Below are 22561 nucleotides of genomic sequence, written 5' to 3' on the forward strand. Positions count from 1 at the left end.
ATCACCGTAAAGAGTGGGCGGCTTCATGTAGTGCCTGGACTAGTTTTTCAATGTCCTGTTGCCGGTGGGCGGCAGACAGGGATATGCGTAATCGGGCTTGATGGCGGGGAACGGTAGGCGGGCGTATGGCCGGTGCCCAAATACCTTTTTGCAGGAGGGTTTCGGCCAGTTGCAAAGCAGGTTCTACCTCGCCAATCAACAGGCTTTGCACGGGCGTATCGGAGGGAGCTAGACGCCAGGGCAGATCCTGGCTCAAGGTTTGCAGCGTCTGGATATGCTCTTTCAACAAGGTCCGCTGGGGCTGGGCTTGTTTGATCAGCTGCAGACAGGCCAGCAAGGACGCACAATGCGCCGGGGCCAAGCCGGTGCTGTACACATAGCTGCGGGCAGATTGCGTGAACCAGTCGGCCAGCTTGTGGGAGCAGGCAATAAATGCACCGCCTTGACCGGCCGCCTTGCCAAACGTCCCCAGGTAAATCAGACGCCGTCGCTGCGTGGCCGTGAGCTGGAAATGCTCAGGCGCTCCGCGTCCGTTCTCACCCAAAATTCCCAGACCATGTGCATCGTCCAGATACAGCAAGGCATCGTGGCGTTCGCATAAGGCGATCAGCTCATCGACCGGGGCTATTGTCCCGTCCATGCTGAACAGGCTGTCCGAGATCACCAGTTTGAAGCCCGGTGTTGGCCTGCCGAGCAAATCATCCAGCCGTGCCATATCCCTATGGGGATAGACACGTAAACGAGCGCCGGATAGGCGGCTGGCATCAATCAGGCTGGCGTGGTTAAGCCTGTCACAAAAGATCGTGTCGCCTGTTCCGATCAGCGCGGGAATCACGCCCAGGCTGGCTTGATAACCGCTGACAAAAAGACGGCTGGCCTCGAAGCCGCTCCATTCAGCCAGCTCCTGCTCCAGTGCTTGAGCCAGCGCATGATGCCCACAAATCAGCGGGGATGCCGTCGCTCCGGCGACGTCTTGTGCTTCTAGCCGTTTGAGTTGTGGATGCTGACTAAGGCCCAGATAGTCATTGCTGGCGAAATTCAGCAAGACCTGGCCATTGCGTTCGATATGGGCGTTTGGCAAGGGGCGGCTGATTGCTCTGTGGCGCCACAGTTTCCTGGTCTTCAAAGTCTCCAGCTGTTGATCCATATGAGCGAGAAAGGCACTCATGACTGTGCCGCCCGGTATTGAACCGGCAAGCGGTTCCAGCCCCGATAGGCGGGGAGCCGAATACGCTCACCTTGCGTCCATTGCAGGCGAGGGAGCAAAGGCAGGAATTGCTCAAGTACGAGCTTGGCTTCCAGCTGCACCAAACCGGCTCCCAGGCAATGATGAATTCCGTGTCCCATGGATAGCTCGGCCTGATTGTTGCGGCTGAAGTCCAGATCGTCGGGATTGGCAAACACCGCCGGATCGCGGTTGGCAGCGCCCAAGAGCAAAAGCAGCAACTGCCCCTTGCGCAAATGCTGACCATGCCAGTGCTGGTCATGCATTAAACGTCTGGCTGTGTACTGAATCGGGCTGTCGTGACGCAGCACCTCTTTGATCGCGGCAGGAATTTTCTGCGGATTCGCTAGCAAGTCCTGCAGCGTTGTGGAGTCGGCCAGCAGTGTTTGAAACAGGGAGCTAAGCAGATGCCGGGAGGTTTCATAGCCTGCAAAGAGCAACATACAGGACTGTGCCAAGCGCTCGCGCCTGCCTTGAAGGGAAAGCTGCTCATCATGCAAAAGCCGCCAGGCCAACCCGCCTTCTTGCAGATTGGCACTGTTGCCTAGAAAGTCAGCCATATCCAGCAAGGCGTCCTGGGTGCTTCTCAGCAAAGGCAGATCCGGCGTGGCTTGTCCGATAAAACCTGCCAGTTGCTCTGACCAGGCCTGAAAAACAGACAAAGGCAGTTGCTCCAAGCCGAGCACGTCCATCATGACCAAGGCGGGGAGCGGGCGACAGACCTCATCAACCAGATCCACTGAACCGTGCCGCAGCTTGTCTTTTAACTCCAGGTGGATGTGCGTAACGCGCTTTTCAATCGTGCTGTGCAGGGTTTCCAAAGCCTTCGCACTAAAAGCCGCATTCACTACTCGTCTGACGCGTGTGTGACGGGGGCGGTCCAGAAAGACCAGTGTCCTAGCCATCAAGCCCTTGAAGGCTTGCAAACGAGGGGAAGGATCAGCGCCAGCCTGGGCCACCCACCCGCCAACACGCCGCACGCTTAAATCGGGATTGCGCAGGGCAGCTTGTACATCGCTGTGCCTATGAACTAACCAGGCCCCACCGCAGAAATCCGCATCCCAAACCAAAGGCGGCCCCTGACGAAGACGGGCATAAGCCGCATAGGGTGACGCAAGATCGAAATCGCCAAACATGACACCGTTTCCTGAAGATCAAAGCCAGCGCAGGCTAGCACTTGAGCGTGGAAGAGGCAGTCAATAGATTGTGTCTATTAATTCTTACAGGGTTTTTTGCCTGCAGTAGGGCTAAGTTGCAGGTTTATAGTGCTTATTGATGGGTTTTTTGTGACTAGTTTTTACAATAAAATCAGTGGTATTCAAGGCAGTAATCCTGCATGGGCAAGGGGAATGTTCTTGCCATTCAGGCCAGAAACTCTGTTCTGGCCTGAATAGGTTTTTATGAGTTACCGAGCATCAGACGCCGGAAGCCCCTCAGTACCCAGCTTTTCCGTTTTACGCTGTGGCAACTTTCCATTCAAAATAAAGTACGCCAGCAGACCGATCACCAGGCCCCAGAAAGCCCCGCCAATCCCGAACAGAGTGATATTGGCGGCTGATGCCAAAAAGGTAATCAAGGCTGCTTCACGTGATTTGACGTCTGCCATGGCTCCCGCCAGGCTGCCGCCGATGGTGCCCAGCAAAGCCAATCCCGCCAGCGTGGTAATAAAGCTCGCAGGGAAGGCCATGAACACAGCGGCCAGGGTTACTCCAAAAACGCCAACCAGAATGTAGAACACACCGGCGGCAATCCCGGCAACCCAGCGTTTGGAAGGGTCCTGGTGCGCCTCTGGCCCGGTGCAGATAGCGGCGGTAATGGCGGCTACGTTCATGGCATGGGAGCCAAAGGGAGCCATGATCAGCGAACCCAGTCCTGTCACCCAGACAATTGGGTTGGCACTGGTACGAAAACCGTCGTTACGCAGGACCAGCATGCCGGGCATGTATTGGCCGGTCAGCGTGATCAGGAATAAGGGCAAGGCGACGCTTAGCAAGGCATTCAGGGTGAATACTGGCATGGTGAATACCGGCGCGGCCAGTTCCAGTTTCAGACCACTCAGGTCTACGCGATGCTCCAGCAGCAGAAAGCTCAGGCCCAGGATCAGAATGCCTACCACTGCGTAGCGTGCGGAAAAGCGTTTGATGATCAGGTAGGCCAGAATCAGCAGACCTGCCAGTTTCGGGTCCAGTGTCATGCTGCCAAATGCGCCAATGCCAAATTGCAGCAGAATGCCAGCCAGCAGACCGGCAGCGATGCCGTTGGGGATCAGACGGATCAGGCGCTCGAAGTAGGAGGACAGGCCCAGGACGACAAAGGCTGCGGCCGAGATCAGGTAGGCGCCCACAGCTTGCTCGTAAGGAGTGCTGGCCAGAGCTGTCACCAGAAATGCGGCAGCAGGGGTAGACCAGGCGGTGATGATGGGCTCGCGCGAAACCCAGCTCAAGAGCAAACCGGTAACACCCACACCAATGGAAATTGACCAGACCCAGGAGGCGGTCAGCTCAGGGCTGAGGCCGGCTACTTTGGCGGCCTGGAAAACCAGAATAAAGGTGCCGCCGTAGTTGACGATGACCGAGATCAGACCGGCCACGATAGGTGGGATCAGGTCGCTGACTAGAGAGGATGAGGTCGATCGGGAGGTAGACATAGTGCTCTGCGCTTTCCAAAAGGAGAGATGACAAACGAGCACTATTTATAGCGATTAAATGGACTGGCCAGATAGGACGCTTTCTGGGTGTAGGGCAGACCACTTTTGAGTTGGGTAGGTGCCTGACTAGATTGAGCGGGGTGGCTACGTGATTTTGAATGTGGCCCGAGCTGGATTGAAGCTCGGCTGCAAAGCCACTAATGGTGGCTTTATGACGAATTGCTCGTCTTGTGAATCGCGTTGTTCATGATAGTGCTTTTTCTTGCTGGATGGCGTGAATAAAAAACTGTGGCAACTGCAACTGCAACTGCAACTGCAACCAGCAAATGTATCGGTTTTTCGATTCCTGAGGTGTTAGCAATAAAAAAGCGAAGCAGCCTGCAAGCTGCCCCGCTTTTTTTCTGAACTCGCCAGAGTTAGTGGCTCAGTGCTCAGTTTTCCTTGAACTGCAGCCAGCCGTCATCCAGCCAGGCATTCAGCATTTCGCGCTCATCTTCATCCAGGGCTTCGAAACTGTCGCCGGGGATCAAGAGTTCACGTTGGTCAGCCAATTGTTTCAGGGCCGGGCTGGCGGGGCAGGGGGCGACCTCACCGTTGATATACAGCTCATCGCCGCGATACATCATGCGCGAGCAGCGATCCAAAGCCAAGCGGCCTGCAGGCAGCTCGGGGTCATGCAGATCAACCGGGTCTTCGGCAATGTCGAACCAGCTATTACTGGGCAATTCGGTCAGCCAGACGCCCAGGAACCGTGAGGCCAATGCTTCGTCAAAACGAATGGCGTTCAAGGCATCCAGCGACTTCTGAACAAGCTTCTCCGGCAAGGCGGCAGGTGTGGTGCTGGCCTGGGCATCCGGGTCGGTGTAGCGCTGCTGCAGGCTCTCGGGCATGGGCATCGGTGGGTCGGCATACAAGCCAAAGCCTTCGCCACTGGCGGCGGCCAACTGATCCGAGGCGGCATCCATCAAACCACGGGCCAGCGTTGCCTGGGTAGGCGAGCGAAAGCCGATGGAAATCGTCATGCAGTCGCCCATTGCAATCCCGTCATGTGCCACGTGCGGGGGCAGATACAGCATGTCGCCGGGTTCCAGCGTGAACTCTTCTTCTACCTGGAAATTGCGCAGAATCTTCAAGGGCAGGTCGGGCACCAGGCTCAGGTCTTTTTGCTGGCTGATACGCCAGTGACGCTTGCCGTGGGCTTGCAGCAGGAACACATCGTAGCTGTCGAAGTGTGGGCCTACGCCACCGCCGTCAGAAGCAATGCTGATCATGGCGTCGTCCAGACGGGCATCGCCAATGAAGCGGAACTGACGCATCAGGGCGGCGGTGTTGTCGTCGTGCAGATCCACGCTTTGTGCCAGGGCGGTCCAGTTGGGCTGCGAGGCGGGCGGCAGCTCGTCAAAAGGCCCGGTTTCCATTTCCCAGTCTTCGCCGTCATGAATGATCAGGCGCGACTCGACTTCTTCACGCGTTACCAGCTCGCGGATATTGTCTATGCTCAGCGAGTGCTTGAAATTAGGAATGGCGCCGCGTATCAATAAAGGTTTGCGTTGCCAGTAGGTTTGCATGAACTCATGCGCGCTGATGCCGCCCAAAAGGGTCAATGGCTGGTCGATAGTCATGGACTGCCCGAACAAGAATTAAATTAGCCCGTAGCTTAACTGATCCGGCCTGTCCCGGTGTATGGCTAGCCTGCGTATCAGGCGTATCCAGCGCAAAGAATCCAGAGAAATACTCGCGATATAGAGTGATTGACTCACGGTGGGGAGGCTAAGAATGATTGATTGTCGATCTGCTCGCCAACGGCCCTCGGAAAACTGCATAAAGAAGGGAGCCTCTTGGGCTCCCTTCTGGACTGTTTAACCCGCCGCCTTCATCTCTTTTTTCCAGCGGTACAGCAAATCCAGGGCGTCGCGTGCGCTCAGGTCATCCACATCCAGTTGCTTGAACTGATCCAGCAGGTCCAGTGCTTTTTCTGTGGTCGGATCAGGCTCGGCGACCGTGGCTTCCGGAGCGCTGCCTGCATTGAACAAATCCAACTGTGCGCTAGGATCGTTTTGTGCTTCCAGACGGCTTAGCTCGCGACTGGCCTGACGGATGACCGCAGAGGGAATGCCGGCACGTTGTGCAACCTGAATCCCGTAGCTGCGGCTGGCGGGGCCTTCCTGAACTTCGTGCAGGAACACAATGCCGGAGGCCGATTCTGCGGCGGCCAAGTGCACGTTGGCAGCGGCAGGCAGCTCGTTGGGCAGGCGCGTGATTTCGAAATAGTGCGTGGCAAACAGGGTCAGTGCCTGATTGTGGCTGAGCAGGCGATGCGCGATGGACCAGGCCAGGGCCAGACCATCATAGGTGGAGGTGCCGCGACCAATTTCATCCATCAGCACCAGGCTGTAGGGGGTGGCACCGGCCAGAATGGCTGCTGCTTCGGTCATTTCCATCATGAAGGTAGAGCGGCCACCGGCCAGATCATCCGCTGCACCGATACGGGTAAAGATGCGGTCGATCTGACCAATACGGGCTGTGCTTGCCGGTACAAAGCTACCGATGCGGGCCAGCAAGGCAATCAGGGCAACCTGACGCATATAGGTGGATTTACCGCCCATATTCGGGCCGGTAATCAGCAACATGCGACGTTGCGCGTGCATTTCACAATGGTTGGGCGTGAAGCGCTCGATGCTGTGCTCCACCACAGGGTGACGGCCTGCTTCAATCCAGATGCCAGCCTGCTCGGTCAACTCGGGGGCGACCCAATTATTGTCCAGTGCGTGCAAGGCCAGGGAGGACAGGGTATCCAGTTCGGCCAGGGCGCTGGAGCACAAGGCCAAGGGGCCTGCATAGCTTTGCAGCTTGTCCAGCAATTCATCGAACAGGAACTTCTCGCGGCTCAGACTGCGGTCCTTGGCGGACAGGACCTTGTCCTCCCACTCTTTCAATTCAGGCGTGATGAAGCGCTCGGCATTTTTCAGTGTCTGGCGGCGGCGGTAGTCGTCGGGAACCTTGTCGGCCTGACCGCGACTGACTTCAATAAAGAAACCATGCACACGGTTGTATTCGACGCGCAAGGTAGCAATGCCGGTGCGCTCGCGTTCGCGGGCTTCGATCTTCACCAGCACATCGCCGCTATCGCTGGCCAGGCTGCGTAGCTCGTCCAGATCCGCATCGTAGCCATCGGCAATGACACCACCATCGCGTATCAGCAAGGCGGGCTCGGAGGCGATGGCAGACTGCAGCAAGGAAGCCAGCTCCGGGTCCAGAGCCAGACTTAACAAATGCCCATGCAAGTGTTCAGACTGAGCAAAGTTCTGTTCCAGCTCCCGACGTAGTTCAGGCAGTGTCACCAGCGCATCGCGCAAGCTGGCCAGCTCCCGAGGACGCACGCTGCGTAGCGAAATACGCGTGGCAATACGCTCCAGGTCCGGGAAGCGGCGCAGGGCATGGCGCAGCACACCCAAAGGATCGCCTGCATTCAAGCTGGCGCTTTGCTGGGTTTGGAAGAACAGGGACACCACATCCTGACGCTGCTGAACGGCGTGGTTCAAGCGCAAGGGGTGATGCAGCCAGCGGCGCAGCAAACGGCTGCCCATGGGGGTCTGGCAATGATCCAGTGTGGAGAACAGGGTTGGGCTGGTTTCACCGCTAATGGTTTCGGTAATTTCCAGATTCTTGCGCGTGACGGCATCCAGCACCAGAAAGTCCGAGCTGTGTTGAACACGGATAGCGGTGATGTGGACCAGGGACTGAGATTGTGTGCTGCCGACATAACGCAGCAGGGCTCCGGCTGCCGCCGTCGCCGCAGGCAGATCGTCCAGACCAAAGCTGGCCAAAGAATCCAGGTCAAAATGGTCCAGCAAGGTTTCGCGTGAACCGTCCTGTGCAAAGTGCCAATCCGGCAGGGTGTGGCAGCTGGCTTGCGGCAGTTCCGGGGCAGGGCGCAGCGATTCGGGATAGACCAGTTCTACCGGGCCGATACGATTCAGCTCCGTATCCAGCATGTCGGGTTCGCACTGGCTGACCAGAAACTCGCCACTGGCCAGGTTCATCCAGGCCAGCCCCACCATTTCCTGACGTTGCACCTTGATCAGTGTGCAGGCGGCGATCAGGCGGTCTGCCTTGGGAGGCAGCAAGGCGTCATCAGTTAGCGTACCGGGAGTAACTACACGCATGATCTTGCGCTCGACCGGACCTTTACTGGCAGCCGGGTCACCGACCTGCTCACAGATGGCGACGGATTCGCCCAAGGCCACCAAACGCGCCAGATAACCTTCCATGGCGTGAAAAGGCACACCAGCCATGGGGATAGGCTCGCCGTTGGAGGAACCGCGCTTGGTCAGCGTCAGGTTCAGCAGGCGTGCGCCGCGTTCGGCATCGGCGTAGAACATCTCATAGAAGTCCCCCATCCGATAGAACAGCAGATGCGAGCCAGCCTCCGCTTTGAGCTGAAGGTATTGACGCATCATGGGCGTGTGGGCGGACAGATCGGCAGCAGAAGTCATAGCGCAGTACAGGTCAGGGAATTCAACAACAAGGCCGCCCAGAAGGCGGCTGAGTCGATATTGTAGCGAGGGCAGTCAAGTGGGGGATAGGGAAGCGGCTGATTTAGTCCCGCGTGTTTCTCCTTAAGGTGCAGGGATATCCCGATTTTGAGCATGGAAGTGCTTAATGCAATAATACAAATGATAATCACTTCTATTTCTAATACGGGATATTGAAATGTTCACACGTCGCCTTGCTTTGTCTGTCTTGTCTGCCGCTTTGCTAAGTGCCGGATCTCTTGCCCACGCCCAGTCGTCCGAGGTGATCTCGCTGCCCTTGACGCCGGAGCTGGCGCAAAAGACGTCAATTACGGCAGAAGGGGCTTTGCGCAAGGATCTGGCTTACGGGGTTTATCAAACGGTTTACAGCCCGTTTGATAAGTCCTTGTATGTGGCCTCGGCAGAGCGTGCGCCTTCGGTTCGGGGTGGTGTGATCTATAAACTGGACCCCATCACCCTGGATGTGAAGGGGACGATTTATACCGATGAAAGTAACTTCGGCCTGGCGACGAACGCGTCGGGCGACACCCTGTACGTCACCAATAGTCTGGCTGCTGCCGTCTCCAAAGTTGAGCTGAAAGAGGACGGGAGCCTGGAGCGAGTCCGCTTTAGCAATACCAGTTTTGATGACACCAAAATGGGGCCACGCACGATTCGTCACGACTCCCAGCAAGGCCGTGTGTATGTGGGGGCCGTAGGTGCGCCGGCCGTGATCTGGGTGCTGGATGATCGTAATCTGGAACTGATCGACACCATTGAAAACGCAGGAAAATGGGTGACCGGTCTGCTGATAGATTCGGGATCGCATCGTCTGTATGCCGCCAATGGCGACGGCGAAGTGATGGTGATCAATACCCAAACCAACAAGATTGAACAGCGCTGGAAACCGGCGGGCGCCAAACCCGCCTTGCTCTTGAATTTTGCGCTGGATCCCAGGCGCAATCGTCTGTACGTGACCGAGACCAAAGACCAGAAAACCGTGTATGTGCTGGATGCCCGCAACGGCAAATTGCTGCAGGAACTGCCGGTGGGGGATGCCATGGATATCTTGTATAACGCTGATCGCGACGAGCTGTATTTGACTCACCGCGAGCAAGGCAAAGTGTCTGTGCTGGATGGCGGCAGCTATGCGATCAAGGCGCAATACAACTTGCCTGATAACCCCAACAGCCTGGAGCTGGGCCCGGATAGCCAGTTGTACGTCACCGTTAAAGCTCCTTCCACTCCGCAGTACAAAGCCAGCAAGCGTGAAAGTGTGGTGCGTATTGACCTGAAGAACATCAAGGCTTGATAGGTAATCGTGATGACCAGCTTATTCAAGCCTTGCCTGGGACGCTCTCTCGTCCTGTCTCTGTTTGCTCTTCATTGTCAGGCTCAGGCGCAAGACCAGAGGGATGTTGCCCAGCCGCAGGAGTTGTCCACCATTACCGTTAATGCCAGTGCGGATGCGTCGCGTCAGGGCTTGTTGCCGGAGTATGCGGGCGGTCAGGTCGCCAGCGGCGGGCGAGTGGGGATATTGGGTTCTCTTGAAAACATGGACTCGCCTTTCAGCGTCAATAGCTACACCAGCCGCTATATCGAGCAATTGCAGGCGTCGACCGTAGCCGATGTGGTGCGCCATGATCCTTCCGTGCGCGTGGCCCGTGGTTTTGGCAATTTTCAGGAAAGTTTTTTCATTCGGGGCTTTTTGACGGCGTCCGATGATATTGCCTACAACGGTTTGTTTGGTTTGCTGCCCCGGCAAGCGACGGCTGCCGAACTGGCCGAGCGTATTGAAGTGCTGCATGGCGCAGGTGGCTTTCTGTACGGTGCCGCGCCTTCCGGCGGTGGTATTGGGGGCACGATCAATGTGCTGCCCAAACGGGCTGGCGAGAGCCCGCTGACCAAGGTCGGTGCAGGTTATGGCAGTGGCGGGCAAAGCCAGATCAAGGCGGATATTGCGCGTCGTTTTGCCGATGATGCGGCAGGCATTCGTATCAATGCCATCAAACGCAGTGGTGATACGGCGGTCGACAATGAGCACACCAGTCTGGACCTGTACACAGTAGGGGTGGATTGGCGTGGTGAGCGTGTACGTTTGTCGGCGGACTTGGGCTATCAAGAACATAAGCTGCGTGAAGTCCGGCCTAATGTGGCTTTAAAGGCGGGCTTGTCCGCTTTGCCGGGCTTGCCTTCGCACACGCGCAATTTCGCCCAGCCCTGGACCTACGCTAATGAGAAAACCATTTTTGGGACGGTACGCGGGGAATATGATCTGAATGATTCCATGACCCTGTGGGCTGCTTTCGGTATGAAAGATGGCAAGGAAAAAAATCAGCTTGCGACTCAGACGGTAACGGATGCCGTTTCTGGAAAAACCACCTTCTCGCGTTTCAACAATTCCCGACGTGATGACGTGAAAACAGGCGAGTTGGGTTTGCGAGCCAGTTTTGAGACCGGGCCTGTGTTGCATGAGCTGGTCGCTGCTGCTTCTTTGTATGACCACAAAGAGAAAAATGCCTGGGCTATGGGTAGCGTGCAGGAAAGTAATCTTTATGATCCTGTGAATCACGCCTTGTCACCCTTCGCTTATACCGGGGGAGATTTGGGTTCACCCGCTTTGGTGGGACGCACCAAACTGACCAGTTATACCCTGGGCGACCTGATGTATCTCTGGGACGACAGGCTGGAAGTCATGTTGGGGCTGCGCCATCAAATCATGGAAACGCGCAGCTATGACTATGGCACCCAGGCCTTGCAGCGCAAAGATCGTCAGCAACATACCAGCCCTGCTGCGGGTGTGGTGTTCAAGCTGACTGATGAATGGGCTTTGTACGGCAACTACACGGAAAGCCTGGCGCAAGGCGATCTGGCACCGACTCGCTTTAACAATCAGCCGGTTCAAAACGCCGGGCAGCGCTTGTCGGCCTTTGTGGCCAAGCAAAAAGAGCTGGGAATCAAGTACGACAACGGTTCCATGGGCGGTGGGCTGACCTTCTTCACCACGACCAAACCGCGTGGTGTGGTGAACGACGATCTGCGTTTTGTGGAAGCGGGCAAGGATCGCCATAACGGGTTGGAGCTGAGCTTCTACGGCCAGTTGACGGACTCCCTGCGCATTCTGGGTGGGGTGACCGCCTTGGACACCAAGCAGAAAAACACGGGTGACCCGCTGAGCGAAGGTCAGCGCGTGATTGGCGTGCCGCGTTGGCAAGGCAGTCTGGGCCTAACCTGGGATGTGCCGCAGGTGACAGGCTTGTCGCTGGATACGCAGTTGCTGGCAACCGGTGCCCGTTACGCGGATTCGGCCAATGCGATCCGTGTGCCAGGTTGGGTGCGTTGGGATCTGGGGGCCAGCTATCAGCGCAAGATTTCCGGTGTGCCCATGACGTTCAGGGCCAGTGTCGAGAATGTGGCCGATACGGCGTATTGGGCTTCGGTCGGTGGCTATCCCAATAATGGCTATCTGGTCTTGTCGCAGCCACGCACGTTCATGCTGAGTGTCTCGGCGGAGTTTTAAGGAAAGGACCGGGCAGGGGGCACAGTCCTGCCTGTTCTCCACCACATAGGGCGTCCAGCAAATGTTTGACGCCCTTATCTCAAGCCCATCGCTATAACTTTTACAAAATAAATGTCCGGAAAGTGGGCTCTCAAACGTCTTTATAAGGAAGGCCTGAAAAAGGACCTCTTGCCCTGTCCGCTTGACTGTACCGTTTAGGTGGGAACCTCCTTGTCTGCTAAGTAGCGTGGAGCCGGTTTTGGTCTAAGCAAGTACCTGCCTTCTTGACCACTTTTGTTTTTTTGATCACCTGCCGCGCATGATACGGCGGGTGCAGATCTACGGTTTTTTGGGATTAGTTATGAAGTCCAAAGCAGTAAAGCGCCGCTGGGCGTTGGCCCTGGTGGCGGTGCTGGTGCTGGGGGCGCTTGCCGCACAGGCCGGGCGTTCTTCAGAGCAGTTTGAAACGGTGGCCGTGGAGCAAAGTGATATACGCGCTACCGTTGCTGCGGTGGGAACTTTGAAGCCCAGTCGCTATGTGGACGTGGGTGCGCAGGTGTCCGGGCAGATTACGGCTTTGCCGGTTGCGCCGGGCGATCAGGTTGAGCAGGGTCAGTTGCTGGTGGAAATCGATCCCAGTGTGCAGCAAGCCACCGTCGATGCAGGCCGCGCTTCCTTGGCCGCGTTCCGGGCCCAGTTGGCCGAGCAGCAGGCTCAGCTTTTATTGGCGCGTCAGCAATTGGCTCGCCAGCGTCAACTGGAGCGCCAGCAGGCCAGCCGTCAGGAAGATATTCAGATTGCCCAAGCTAATCTGGCGACTGCGCAGGCTCGGGTAGCGCATGTACAAGCGCAGATGGAGCAGACTCAGGCCACGCTGAAAGCCGATGAGGCACGCTTGGGCTATACGCGCATTTACGCGCCCATGAGTGGCACGGTCATTGGCGTGCAGGCTCGTGAAGGTCAGACGCTGAATGCCACGTATCAAACTCCCAATATTCTGCGCATTGCAGACCTGAGCACCATGACGGTGTGGACCAGCGTGTCCGAGGCCGATATTCGTCGTATCAAGCCCGGTATGACCGTCACCTTCACGACTCTGGGAGAGCAGGGCGAAACGCGGGCGCGTCAATGGCAGGCCAAGGTTCGCCAAATCATGCCTGCGCCAGAGGGCAGCACTCAGGATGAAAGCACGGCGGCGGCACCGACTGCCACACAGGCCATCATGTATACGGTGCTGTTTGATGTGGCCAATGAAGACGGCGAATTGATGCCGCAGATGACGGCGCAGGTGCTGTTTGAGATTGATCGTGCCGACCAGGCCTTACTGATACCCCTGGTGGCTTTACGCCCAGACCCTGATCGTGGTCCTGATGCTTTTACGGTGCCGGTGCTGGAGCGGGGCAAGGTGCAGGAAAAGCCGGTCGACCTGGGAGTGCGCAATCGTCACCAGGTACAAGTCGTGAACGGGCTGGTTAAAGGAGAGCACGTTGTTCTGGCGGTGCTCACTCCTGAGCGTGGCTGGCGGTGGCTGCAATGGTAGGCTCTGCACCTCCTTTGATTGAGCTACGCGACATTAACCGTATCTATGGCGGCCCGCCCAGCACTAAGCCTCCTGTGCAGGTTCTGTTCGATGTCAGCTTGAGTATTGAGCCGGGCGAGTTTGTGGCGATTGTGGGGGCCTCGGGGTCCGGTAAATCGACACTGATGAATCTGCTGGGTTGCCTGGATAAACCCAGCAGCGGCACCTATCTTTTTCAAGGTCGGGATGTCGCACAGCTCAGTCCTGATGAACTGGCCCAGTTGCGCCGTGAGACCTTTGGTTTTGTCTTTCAGGGCTATCACCTGATTCCGACTGAAAGCGCCAGTGAAAATGTCCAGATGCCTGCCATTTACGCGGGAATGGATGAGGGCACGCGCGTGGCACGCGCCGCAGAGTTGCTCAGTAGCTTGGGTCTGGCGGACAAGCTGGATAACCGGCCCAATCAGTTGTCCGGCGGCCAGCAGCAGCGGGTGTCGATTGCTCGTGCCTTGATGAACGGTGGCCGTGTCATTCTGGCCGACGAACCCACGGGTGCTCTGGACTCGCGTAGTGGTGCAGAAGTGATGGCCTTGCTGCGCAAGCTCTCGAACTCTGGTCACACCATTATCCTGATTACGCACGATCATGAAGTCGCGGCGATGGCAGACCGGATTATTGAAATTCGTGACGGCTGCATTCTCTCGGATAGCCGCCCAGAAACGGCTACCGAGCCCAAGCTTGAACAGCCTTTACCACCGCCCGAGCACCGCCGCTCGCCCTGGGTTTTGGAGATCAAGGATGCTACCCGCAGCGCCTTGCGCAGCATGTTCATTAACCGTCATCGCACGGCCTTGACCTTGTTAGGTGTGATCATCGGGGTGGCCTCGGTCATCGTGATGCTGGCGGTGGGCGAAGGTGCTCGCCAACGTGTCATGGATCAGATGGGTACGATGGGGACCACGATCATTTACTTGAGCAGTTCATCACCGCCCAATGGGGTCGCCAAGGGACAGCTGACAGAAGAGGATCTGGAGGCGATTGGCGAGCTGCCGTTGATACGACGTGTCATGCCGGTGATTGGAGATCCGATTACCGTGCGGCGTGGCAGCGTGGACCGCCAGGTGTATGTGTTTGCCGCCAATGAAACCATGCCGGATATTCATCGCTGGCAGTTGGCACAAGGTCGCTACTACACCGATGCCGAGGACCGGGATCTGGCTCCCCTGGTTGTGTTGGGACATCGTGCCGCCAAGCAATTCTTCCCCGATATGGACGTGCCGTTGGGGCAGCAGCTCCTGATCGGCAATTCACCTTTTGAGGTGGTCGGGGTGATGCAGGAGCGCGGTGCCGATTCGGGCGCGCAGGCTTACGACGATATGGTGTTTGTGCCTTATCACGCGGCGCGTGCCCGTGTGTATCAGGCCCAGACGCAGCCCGACTATGTGGTGATTGATGCGCAGGACAGTTCCACCGTTCTGGAAGCGGAACAAGACATGCGTCAGTTGCTGACACAGCGTCATGGCGGGCGAGAAGACTTTTCAATCGGGAATGCGGCGGCTCGCTTGCAGGCTGAAGCGTCCACGCGTCAGGCCATGAGCATGATGCTGGGCCTGATTGCCGCCGTGTCTTTGGTGGTAGGCGGCATCGGGGTCATGAATGTGATGCTGATGACGGTGCGTGAACGTACACGGGAAATTGGCATACGCATGGCAACCGGTGCACGGCAAAGTGACATCATGCGCCAGTTTCTGACTGAGGCGGTTCTGTTGACGATTACAGGCGGTTGCCTGGGCGTGCTGGCTGGTGCTGTGGTGGGTATCGGCCTGATTTTTGGTGGGGTGGATGTGGTGTTTTCCTTGCGGGCGGCCTTGGGCGCCTTTGGCTGCGCCGTGGTGACGGGCATGGTTTTTGGCTATATGCCAGCACGAACGGCGGCCGCGCTGGACCCCGTTCAGGCTTTGGCAGGGGAGTAAGCATGGCTCATTACCGATGGATAGCAGGGGCCATGAGCACGCTTGTGCTGCAAGCGTGCGGCTCCTTGTCCTCTGATCTGGACAAGACCCCGCCGACGCTGCCCCAGGCGTACCAACAGCAAGCCAAGGCGACACCCAGTCCTGTACTGGCCCAGGTCGAGCCGGAGTGGTGGCGTGCTTATAACAGCCCCGCCTTGAATAGCCTGATGCAGGAAGCCTTGAAGGACGTGGCGGTGCTGCGTCAGGCACAGGCCCGGATCTTGCAGGCGCAGGCTCAGGCACGCATGGCCGGAGCCAGTTTGCTGCCGGAATTGCAGGGCAATCTGTCTGCGCAAAGGGATGCGCCGTTTTCTTCCTCGCATGGAGACACTCGCTCGCAATATGTGGCCGGTGTGTTCATGAGCTACGAGCTGGATGTGTGGGGACGCAATCGTGCTCAGGCCGACAGTGCCGTGTTCCTGGCCCAGGCGGCAAATTACGAGCTGGATGTGCTGCGTGTCAGCGTGCAGGCGCAGGTGGTGCATTTAAGCCTGCAAGCCTTGGGCGACAAACAGCGCGTGGCCATTGCCCGTCAAAACCTGGCCATTGCGCAACGCTTGTTGAGCCTGCTGGAAGCACGCTTGCAGGCGGGGGCGGCTTCGCCTTTGGAGCTGGCACAGCAACGCCAATTGCTGGCTTCGCAACAGCGCAAATTGTTTGTGATTGAAGAACAGGCCATTCGCACGCGGGTGGAGCTGGCGACCTTGTTGGGCCGTACTGAAATCATGCCCGAGCCCCAGGAAGATATTGCCAGCTTGCACGTGCCGGAGCTGGAAGCAGGTCTGCCTTCACAGCTCTTGTCGCAGCGCCCTGATATTGCGCGCATCGAGGCCCAGTTGTCAGCGGCTCATGCCGATGTGCATGTGGCGCGCGCTGCCATGTATCCCAGCCTGACCTTGGGGGCGCGGGCAGGGGCATCGGGCAATCATTGGGAAGAAAGCTTGCGCCATCCGGTTTACAGTCTGATTAGCGGGCTGGTGGCGCCTATCTTCAATGCTGGTCGTCTGGAGGCGGGCAAGGATTTGAGCGACGCCCGTTTGCAGGAATGGCTGGCGCAGTATCGGCAGACCATTGTGCAGGCTTATATGGATGTGGAAGGCGTGCTGGCACAACTGCATAGCCTTGATGCCCAGGCGCAGACTATGGAGCTGGAGTGGGAGCAAGCCAGGCTGGCGTTTCAACTGGCCGAAGCACGTTATCGCTCCGGCTCGGAAACCTTGCTGTCTTTACTGGATGCGCAGCGTACCTTGTACGCCGCTCAGGATGTGCGCGTCAGTTTGATGCAGGCACGTCTGCAATCCCGCGCGGCGCTCTTCCGAGCACTGGGCGGGGGCTGGCAAGCTGGCTCAGGCAGCCTGGCTGATCAGGGGGCGGTGGCAGAGGCTGGGGTCTAGCAGGCTGGCAGCCGCCTCATCCAGCAGGATGTGGGTGTTGGCGTGCTGCTTCAAGGCTGTGAAAGGCAGCTCGGGCGTGACACCGCCTTCCTGGTAATTGAGCATGGTGCGAGCCTTGTGCTCGCCGGTGACCACCAGGGCAATTTCACGGGCGCTCAGAATATCGGCAATCCCCATGGTGATGGCCGATGCAGGCACTTCGTCCATGGAATCAAAAAAGCGGCTGTTGTCGATACGGGTGCGCTCGGACAGGGCCACCACATGGGTGCGGCTGTCAAAAGGGGTGCCCGGTTCGTTAAAGCCGATGTGGCCGTTGGTGCCTACGCCCAGCAATTGCAAGGCGACACCCCCACTGGCCGCAATCGCGGCGGAGTAGTCCTGGCAGTGCTGCTCCAGCTCTTGGGTCAGGCCATTGGGCAGATGCAAACGAGCGGCATCAAAAGGCAGTTGGCCGAACAGGTGCTGGCGCATGTAGTAGGCGTAACTTTGCTCGTGCGCTGCCGACAGGCCTACATACTCATCCAGATTGAAGCTGTTGATCTTGGAGACATCCAGCCCATTGGCACGTACGTCCTGTACGAAACGGGCGTAGACGGGTTCCATGGTCCCCCCGGTTGCCAGACCCAGAGTCGCTTGTGGATCCTGACGAATAATTTCCTGAAGACGGGCGCTCAGGTGTGCCGCAATGGCGGCGGAATCGGGGAAGACTAAAAACATAATCTTGTTCTATGTATGGGCTGAATAAGTTGAAAAAAAACTTCGCCGCAAGCACGGCGAAGTTTGATCTTTCGAAATTCTAATGGGACAAAGATGTAACGTCAGTTTTTTTTTGCAAGCAAGTGACACGTTTTAACTATCTTGTTTGCCAGTCTCTCCCAGGAAGCCACCACTTTGACGTGCCCACAAACGAGCATACAAACCACCTTTTTCCAGCAATTCCTGGTGGCTGCCTTGCTCGATGATGCGGCCCTGATCCAGCACAATCAAGCGGTCCAGTGCCGCAATGGTGGACAGGCGGTGGGCAATGGCAATTACCGTCTTGCCGTGCATCAGGGTGTTGAGGCTTTCCTGGATGGCGGCTTCCACTTCAGAGTCCAGCGCGCTGGTGGCTTCATCCAGTAACAGGATGGGGGCGTCTTTCAGCATGACGCGGGCAATTGCCACACGCTGACGCTGGCCGCCAGACAGTTTCACACCGCGCTCGCCCACATGCGCCTCCAGGCCCTCACGGCCCTGGCGGTCATGCAGCTGCGGGATGAAGTCGGCAGCGGCGGCACGCTCAACGGCCATATGCAGCAGCTCGTCGTTGGCATCCGGGCGGCCATACAGAATGTTGTCGCGCATGGAACGGTGCAGCAAGGAGGTATCCTGCGTCACCATGCCAATGGCGGCACGCAAACTGTCCTGCGTGACGTGGGCAATGTCCTGGCCATCAATGCGGATGGTGCCGCTATCCACATCATGGAAACGCAGCAGCAGGTTGACTAACGTGGACTTGCCCGCGCCAGAACGGCCAATCAGACCAACGCGCTCGCCCGGCTTGATCACCAGATTGAGCTTGTCGATCACCTGACGGCTTTTATCGCGGTAGGCAAAGCTTACGTCCTGGAATTCGATGCGACCTTGCTCGATTTGCAGGGGCTTGGCATCGGGAGCATCTACCACCGTGGGTTTTTGCGTCAAGGTATTGATGCCGTCCTGAATCGTGCCTACGTTCTCGAACAGATTGGTCAGCTCCCACATCAGCCAATGGGAATGGCCGGACAGACGCAGTGCCATGGCAATGACGGCCGCCACTACACCGGCTGTGGATTGATCAATCGACCACAAGTACAAGGCCAGGCCTGCCGAACTGATCAGCAAGACAATAGCCAGCACATGGTTGGTCACTTCAAACATGCTGATCAGACGCATCTGGGCATGGCCGGTTTCCTGGAAGCGGCGCATCGCGTTCTTGGCATGGTCAGCTTCACGGCGTGTGTGGGCAAACAGCTTGACCGTGTTGATATTGGTGTAGGCGTCGGTAATACGGCCCGTCATCAGCGCACGGGCGTCGGCCTGTTCAGCCCCGACTTTGCCCAGACGGGGCACAAAGTACACGCAGGCCAAAGCGTAGCCTACCAGCCAGAGCAGGAAGGGCAGGATCAGCAGGCGGTCAAAGCTGCCTGCCAGAATCAGAATACCGATCAGGTAGGCGCTCATGCCCACGACCACTTCCACGGCCATGAACAGAGTTTCACGCACCGCCAGAGCGGTTTGCATGATCTTGGTGGTGATGCGACCGGCAAACTCGTCCGCGTAAAAGGACATGCTCTGATTCAGCATCAGCTTGTGAAACAGCCAACGCAGGCGCATGGGGAAGTTGATGGCCAGTACCTGGTGCATGACCAGCGTATGCAGGCTGATCAGCACGACGCTGCCCAGCAGAACAGCGGCAATGGTCAACAGCGTGCCACCCTGCTGGCTCCAGAACTGGGCAGGTTCAATCGAGGGCAGCCAGTCCACGATATAGCTGAGCAGGGCAAACAGCATGGCCTCGTAGGCCGACAGGCCAATCGAGGTTACGGTCATCAGGCCAATCCAGCCGCGTGAATTTTTCGTACAGGCCCAGATGAAGGGGAAAAATCCTTTGGGAGGAGGGGCGACGTGTTGTTCGGGATAGGGATCTAATCGACGTTCAAAGAATGACAGCACCGAATGGGCTCCAGCGTACGGCCCTCTGGATGACAGGGCCGTTTAGACAAATAGAAAACCGCTTCCGGGGTATGAAGCGGCAATTTTTGATGGTACAGCAGTCATTCTGTCTGGCTGAAGAAAACCTGATAAAAACACAGTCTTTGTGTAGGGAAAGTGTCAGATATTGACCACGGTGTACGTTTAGTGGGCCAAGTCGATGCTGGAGTCTGCTTTGGGGGCTGAAGGGAGGGGGCCTTGGTGAGCGTGTCTTTGTTTCGTCGAGTGGTTTGTCTGAATAGAGATAGGGAGGCCCAAAGGTATTTGGGGTCTGGATGTTCTTATCCAGACCCCAATCAGAAAGTGGCAGTGATCTCTGGAAGGCAAATAGGCTTAGTAAGCCACCACCTGACCATCTTTACGTGGGTCGGAGCCGCCCACGTAATGATTGCCCTGACGCAGAATCAGTTGTGCACCGCCAAAGGCGAACACACCGCTGCCGGGTTCAACGACGACTTCATGACCGCGCTCGCGCAAGGCCTGAACCAGCGCCGGATCGAAAGTGGGTTCTACTGCCACCCCACGGCCACCCGTCACGCGCCAGCGTGGGGCATCGGCAGCGGCTTGCGGGTTCTGACCGTACAGCAGAACACGCAGTGCCATTTGCATATGGCCTTGCGACTGGAATGGGCCACCCATCACACCAAAAGACATTTGAGGGGTGCCATCGGCATTCATGGCAAAGGCCGGAATGATGGTGTGCGAAGGGCGCTTGCCACCGGCCACTTCATTCACATGACCGGGGCGCAGGGTAAAGCCATGACCACGGTTCTGCATGCTGATGCCGGTGCCGGGAACGACCACGCCGGAACCAAAACCCATGTAGTTGGACTGGATCAGGGACACCATCATGCCGCTGGAGTCGGCGGCGGTGACATAGACCGTGCCGGAGGGGCCAGGCAGGCCGTGCTTGGGGTCGCCTGCCTTGTCCATCTGAATCAGGGCGGCGCGCTCGCGCAGATAGGCCGGGTCCAGCAAATGCTCGGGATGATGAATCATGTGCTCCAGATCTGCGTGGTGCTCGTACAGATCTGCAAAAGCCAGCTTCATGGCTTCAATGCTCAAATGCACCGTGTCGATATGGTCCAGCGGCTGCTGGCCCACACCAGCTTGTTCCATGATGCCCAAGGCCATCAAGGCCGCCAGACCTTGTCCATTGGGCGGGATTTCGTGAATCACGGACTGGGCAAAAGGATGGCTGATGGTGCCGCACCAGTTCGCGCGGTGCTCGGCCAGATCCTGCTCGTCCATGGCGCCGCCATGCTGGCGGGAGAAGTCGGCAATGCGTTTGGCCAGCTCGCCGGTATAAAAGTCCTGACCCTGGGTGGCCGCAATGCGTTCCAGCGTATTGGCCTGGTCCTGGTTCTGATACCACTGGCCAGCGACTGGTGCTTTGCCATCACGTAAAAAGGCTTCGGCAAAACCGGGTTGATCGCCCAGACGCTGACGACCTAGCTCCCACAAGCGCGCGATTACGGGCGAGACCGGGAAGCCTTCTCGGGCGTAATGAATCGCGGGGGCGGCCACTTGCTCCAGACTCAGACGGCCCAGCTTGCTGGATAGCTCGGCCCAGGCAGAGACCGCACCGGGAACGGAGACACTTTCCCAACCCTTGTCGGGGATGGCATCGTGACCTTTGAAACGATCCGACGACCAGCCACGGGGCGAGCGCCCGGAGGCGTTCAAGCCATGCAGTTCTTTGCCGTCCCAGACGATGGCAAAGGCATCACTGCCTATCCCGCAACCCGTGGGTTCGACCACAGTCAGTGTGATGGCGGCCGCCAGGGCGGCATCGACGGCATTGCCACCGGCCTGCAACATGCGCAGGCCCGCTTGCGCGGCCAAGGGGTGGGAGGTGCTGACCATGTTCTGGCCAAGTACCGCAGAGCGGGCGGACGGGTAGGGGTTGTTCCAGTCCATACAGGTGTCAGTCTTGTTCATTGAATCTGTATTCCAGTCAGTTGGATCAGGCCTTGCCAGCGTGCGCTGTCCTCGCGGACCAGAGAAATAAACTCTTCTCGGCTGGTGCTGCGGGGTTGGTCCACGCCCAATGTTTGCAGGCGCGAGCGTACTTTGGGGTCCTGAACGGCATGTGAAAAGGCCTCATAAGCCTTGTCACGAATTTCGTCGGGCAAGCCTGCGGGGGCGTACAGGCCAAACCAGGTCACCGACTCATAGCCCGGCAGGCCGGACTCCTGAAAGGTGGGCAAATCGGGTGCCAGCGGCGAGCGCTGCTGGCCGGTTACTGCCAGGGCGCGCAACTGGCCGCTGTTCACATAGGGCATCCCGGTGGGGATGGCGTCCAGTAAAACATGAATGGAGCCGCCCAGCATATCGTTAATGGCCTGACCAGTTCCTCGGTATGGAACGTGGGACATGACGATATTGGCCTGATTCAAAAAGGCTTCGGTGCCCAGGTGCACGATGGTGCCATTGCCACTGCTGGCGTAGTTCAACTCATCAGGATGGGCGCGAGCATAGTCAATCAGCTCTGGCAGCGTTTGTGCGGGTACGGACGGGTTCACCAGCAAGACGCTGGCGGCATCGCCCAAGTGAGCGATAGGGGTGAAGTCTTTTTCTGCATCGTAGGGCAGGGACTTGTACAGGTGCGGAGCAATCGCGTGGGTGCTGCTGGTGGTGAACAGGAGGGTGTAGCCATCAGGCTTGCTGCGAGCGACTTCGCCTGAACCAATCGTGCCGCCCGCGCCCGTGCGGTTGTCCACAATGATGTTGGCGTTCATCGCTTTGGCCGCGCTTTCGGCAATCAGGCGGCTGATGACGTCGGTGGCACCGCCAGTGGGGAAGGGTACGATCAGGCGAATGGGACGATCCGGCCAATCGCTGGCATGGGCCGCCACGCTACTGACGGCCAGAACAGCACCTAATAAGGTTTGGGCAAGACGCCGCCAGGGGCGACGGGTCGATGGGGGCTGCGCATTGCTTGCGGCGTTGCTGGGTCTTGTCATGGCTATCTCCTCAATCAAGAGATGATAGGAAAGGCGATGATGCCGAACCAGC

At 57.8% G+C, this 22561-nt stretch carries 14 protein-coding genes; 5 read left to right on the plus strand and 9 right to left on the minus strand.

The genetic code is table 11. From position 1 onward, the window contains the following. Position 1: 1 nt before the first annotated feature. The 5 genes from NIZ92_RS04715 to mutS form a co-directional block, all read right to left on the minus strand. Positions 2–1168 (minus strand): 8-amino-7-oxononanoate synthase, encoded by a 1167-nt coding sequence (locus NIZ92_RS04715; RefSeq protein ID WP_254002770.1) that lies wholly within the window; start codon positions 1166–1168, stop codon positions 2–4. Next, complete coding sequence (locus NIZ92_RS04720) at positions 1165–2361, minus strand: cytochrome P450 (protein ID WP_254002771.1); 1197 nt, start codon at positions 2359–2361, stop codon at positions 1165–1167. Before NIZ92_RS04720 ends, NIZ92_RS04715 begins: the two co-directional genes overlap by 4 nt. Before the next feature lie 269 nt (positions 2362–2630). Then, positions 2631–3872 (minus strand): benzoate/H(+) symporter BenE family transporter, encoded by a 1242-nt coding sequence (locus NIZ92_RS04725; RefSeq protein ID WP_083054055.1) that lies wholly within the window; start codon positions 3870–3872, stop codon positions 2631–2633. Positions 3873–4303: 431 nt separating this feature from the next. Continuing rightward, positions 4304–5494: a cupin domain-containing protein gene (locus tag NIZ92_RS04730; RefSeq protein WP_009457871.1), complete on the minus strand. Its 1191-nt coding sequence runs from the start codon at positions 5492–5494 to the stop codon at positions 4304–4306. A 237-nt stretch (positions 5495–5731) separates the two neighbouring features. After that, positions 5732–8368 carry a DNA mismatch repair protein MutS gene (gene mutS / locus NIZ92_RS04735; protein WP_022983514.1) on the minus strand — a complete coding sequence of 879 codons (2637 nt, stop codon included), beginning with the start codon at positions 8366–8368 and terminating at the stop codon, positions 5732–5734. Positions 8369–8585: 217 nt separating this feature from the next. Here mutS and NIZ92_RS04740 point away from each other — a divergent pair, with 217 nt between their 5' ends. The 5 genes from NIZ92_RS04740 (at position 8586) to NIZ92_RS04760 (ending at position 16810) form a co-directional block, all read left to right on the plus strand. Continuing rightward, a complete protein-coding gene (locus NIZ92_RS04740) occupies positions 8586–9698 on the plus strand; it encodes a YncE family protein (RefSeq protein ID WP_254002772.1) in 1113 nt (370 codons plus the stop codon). Between the two features lie 12 nt (positions 9699–9710). Beyond that, entirely contained in the window at positions 9711–11906 is a 2196-nt protein-coding gene (locus tag NIZ92_RS04745; protein WP_254002773.1) for a TonB-dependent siderophore receptor, read from the plus strand. Between the two features lie 340 nt (positions 11907–12246). Continuing rightward, positions 12247–13425, plus strand: a complete 1179-nt coding sequence (locus NIZ92_RS04750; RefSeq protein WP_254002774.1) for an efflux RND transporter periplasmic adaptor subunit — start codon at positions 12247–12249, stop codon at positions 13423–13425. Then, complete coding sequence (locus tag NIZ92_RS04755) at positions 13419–15377, plus strand: ABC transporter permease (protein ID WP_254002775.1); 1959 nt, start codon at positions 13419–13421, stop codon at positions 15375–15377. Before NIZ92_RS04750 ends, NIZ92_RS04755 begins: the two co-directional genes overlap by 7 nt. A 32-nt stretch (positions 15378–15409) precedes the next feature. Continuing rightward, positions 15410–16810, plus strand: coding sequence for an efflux transporter outer membrane subunit (locus NIZ92_RS04760; protein ID WP_254002776.1), 1401 nt, complete (start codon positions 15410–15412; stop codon positions 16808–16810). Here the strand turns inward: NIZ92_RS04760 and NIZ92_RS04765 are convergent. The 4 genes from NIZ92_RS04765 to NIZ92_RS04780 form a co-directional block, all read right to left on the minus strand. Beyond that, positions 16763–17527, minus strand: a complete 765-nt coding sequence (locus NIZ92_RS04765) for a glucosamine-6-phosphate deaminase (protein WP_254002777.1) — start codon at positions 17525–17527, stop codon at positions 16763–16765. The genes NIZ92_RS04760 and NIZ92_RS04765 overlap by 48 nt on opposite strands. Positions 17528–17659: 132 nt before the next feature. Further along, positions 17660–19504 carry an ABC transporter ATP-binding protein gene (locus NIZ92_RS04770; protein ID WP_254002778.1) on the minus strand — a complete coding sequence of 615 codons (1845 nt, stop codon included), beginning with the start codon at positions 19502–19504 and terminating at the stop codon, positions 17660–17662. A 372-nt stretch (positions 19505–19876) separates the two neighbouring features. Continuing rightward, positions 19877–21484 carry a gamma-glutamyltransferase family protein gene (locus NIZ92_RS04775; protein ID WP_254002779.1) on the minus strand — a complete coding sequence of 536 codons (1608 nt, stop codon included), beginning with the start codon at positions 21482–21484 and terminating at the stop codon, positions 19877–19879. After that, positions 21481–22509 (minus strand): tripartite tricarboxylate transporter substrate binding protein, encoded by a 1029-nt coding sequence (locus NIZ92_RS04780; protein ID WP_052159336.1) that lies wholly within the window; start codon positions 22507–22509, stop codon positions 21481–21483. The genes NIZ92_RS04775 and NIZ92_RS04780 overlap by 4 nt, the downstream gene beginning before the upstream one ends. Positions 22510–22561: the final 52 nt, after the last annotated feature.

This window comes from Alcaligenes sp. 1735tsa3 (assembly GCF_024134565.1).
Lineage (GTDB): Bacteria > Pseudomonadota > Gammaproteobacteria > Burkholderiales > Burkholderiaceae_B > Alcaligenes > Alcaligenes phenolicus.

Bases quoted from the DNA above. Each gene is read 5' to 3' on its own strand.
- NIZ92_RS04715 (WP_254002770.1), bottom strand. From the start codon at position 1,168: ATGAGTGCCTTTCTCGCTCATATGGATCAACAGCTGGAGACTTTGAAG.
- NIZ92_RS04720 (WP_254002771.1), bottom strand. From the start codon at position 2,361: ATGTTTGGCGATTTCGATCTTGCGTCACCCTATGCGGCTTATGCCCGT.
- NIZ92_RS04725 (WP_083054055.1), bottom strand. From the start codon at position 3,872: ATGTCTACCTCCCGATCGACCTCATCCTCTCTAGTCAGCGACCTGATC.
- NIZ92_RS04730 (WP_009457871.1), bottom strand. From the start codon at position 5,494: ATGACTATCGACCAGCCATTGACCCTTTTGGGCGGCATCAGCGCGCAT.
- mutS (WP_022983514.1), bottom strand. From the start codon at position 8,368: ATGACTTCTGCTGCCGATCTGTCCGCCCACACGCCCATGATGCGTCAA.
- NIZ92_RS04740 (WP_254002772.1), top strand. From the start codon at position 8,586: ATGTTCACACGTCGCCTTGCTTTGTCTGTCTTGTCTGCCGCTTTGCTA.
- NIZ92_RS04745 (WP_254002773.1), top strand. From the start codon at position 9,711: ATGACCAGCTTATTCAAGCCTTGCCTGGGACGCTCTCTCGTCCTGTCT.
- NIZ92_RS04750 (WP_254002774.1), top strand. From the start codon at position 12,247: ATGAAGTCCAAAGCAGTAAAGCGCCGCTGGGCGTTGGCCCTGGTGGCG.
- NIZ92_RS04755 (WP_254002775.1), top strand. From the start codon at position 13,419: ATGGTAGGCTCTGCACCTCCTTTGATTGAGCTACGCGACATTAACCGT.
- NIZ92_RS04760 (WP_254002776.1), top strand. From the start codon at position 15,410: ATGAGCACGCTTGTGCTGCAAGCGTGCGGCTCCTTGTCCTCTGATCTG.
- NIZ92_RS04765 (WP_254002777.1), bottom strand. From the start codon at position 17,527: ATGTTTTTAGTCTTCCCCGATTCCGCCGCCATTGCGGCACACCTGAGC.
- NIZ92_RS04775 (WP_254002779.1), bottom strand. From the start codon at position 21,484: ATGAACAAGACTGACACCTGTATGGACTGGAACAACCCCTACCCGTCC.
- NIZ92_RS04780 (WP_052159336.1), bottom strand. From the start codon at position 22,509: ATGACAAGACCCAGCAACGCCGCAAGCAATGCGCAGCCCCCATCGACC.